This window comes from Neoroseomonas rubea (assembly GCF_016106015.1).
Lineage (GTDB): Bacteria > Pseudomonadota > Alphaproteobacteria > Acetobacterales > Acetobacteraceae > Neoroseomonas > Neoroseomonas rubea.
Window position 1 is genome coordinate 1 of the sequence record NZ_JACADQ010000589.1, and the last position, 1,328, is coordinate 1,328.

2 protein-coding genes are annotated in these 1,328 nt (G+C 75.1%); one reads left to right on the forward strand and one right to left on the reverse strand.

What is annotated here, in order from left to right:
• A partial coding sequence (locus HW577_RS25105) for a hypothetical protein (protein ID WP_198378811.1) occupies positions 1–204 on the reverse strand: 204 nt, incomplete at its 3' end.
• A 219-nt stretch (positions 205–423) separates the two neighbouring features.
• On the opposite strand from HW577_RS25105, the gene HW577_RS25110 reads away from it, so the two are divergent.
• Positions 424–1,328: lipopolysaccharide biosynthesis protein (locus tag HW577_RS25110; protein WP_198378812.1), on the forward strand; the 905-nt coding region annotated here is incomplete at its 3' end.

Sequence of the window (1,328 nt, forward strand, 5' to 3'; positions counted from 1 at the left end):
CGCGAGGTGCCGGCCCTGGTCCTGTGCGCCCGCATCCGCCGCCGCGGCCGAGGCGAGCGCGCCCGCGAGCGCCAGCACGACGCCGTCGATGCAAGGCAGGAGCCCCGCGACAAGCGCAAGGCGCCCGCGCGCCGGCCGCGCCAGGTCCGGGCGCCCGCGGATCCGCCGGACCTCGCCCTCCGCGAGGGTGGGCGCCCGGGTCATGACGCGCTCGCCCAGGGCCGATCGAGGCGCCGGGCGGCCAAGGCCGTCGTGATGTCCACCCTGTGTTCCCCTCGGCCACCGCCGGTGACACCGGCCGGCGAGCCCCGCTGTGGCGCCCCCGCACGGCCACGACTTTATTCTTGTGGAATGTTCCGCTTCAATATCGAACCTGCGGCTGGGGGTTGTCGCCGGCGCGGCGTGTGATCTGGGGAACAAGGCGTGGACACCTCGAACGGTGCCGGCCGGCTGTCGGCGACGCGATCGATCCTCGCGCTCGGCCTCAAGGGCGGCGCGGTGCTCGCAGGCTTCGCGCTGCAGGTCGTGCTCGCGCGCCTGCTCGGGCCGGAGGGGCTCGGCGTCTTCGCCAGTTTCCTTGCGGCGGCAACGGTTCTCGCCATCGGGGGCGGGCTTGGCATGCCGGTCGCCGCGATCCGCTTTGTGCCCGTCTACCTTGCCGAAGGGGATCATGCGCGGCTGGCCGGCTTCCTCGATGCGGCGCGGCAATTCTGCCTGTTCGGCGCCGGCGGCCTCGCCCTCACGCTTGCGGCCTCATTCCTCCTGCTCCCGTCGCTGCACGACGACGTGCCCGCGGCGCTCGCGGCCGCGGCGCTGGTGCCGCTGCTGGCCTGGAGTGCGCTGTCGGCCGGCCTGCTCCAGGCCAGCGGCCAGCCGCTTCGCGCCGAAGCCGCGATCAACTTCGCGCGACCCCTGATGGTGGTCCTGCTCGCGCTCGCCGCCGCATCCTTCGTCGATCTCGGGCCGCACCATGCGCTCTGGCTGATGGCCGCGGCCGCGCTCGCCACCGGCGCGACCGCGGCCGCCGCCGCCCGCCGCCGGCTGCCAAGGACCTCCGGCGTCGCGCCTGACCGAAGCGAGCGCACGCGCTGGCTGCAGTCGGGGATGACGCTGGTCGTCGGCATGGTCGTGACGGCGCTGATCGAGCGGCTCGACATCATCATGCTCGGCGTCCTGCTCGGCGCCGAGAATGCCGGGCCCTACAGCGTCGCCTCCCGCCTCGCGCTCACCGTCGCGCTGGCGAGCGCCGCGGTCGCGTCCCTGGCCGGACCCGAACTCGCGCGCCACGCCGCGGCGGGGGACCGCGTCGCGCTGCAGGCGAGCGCCGG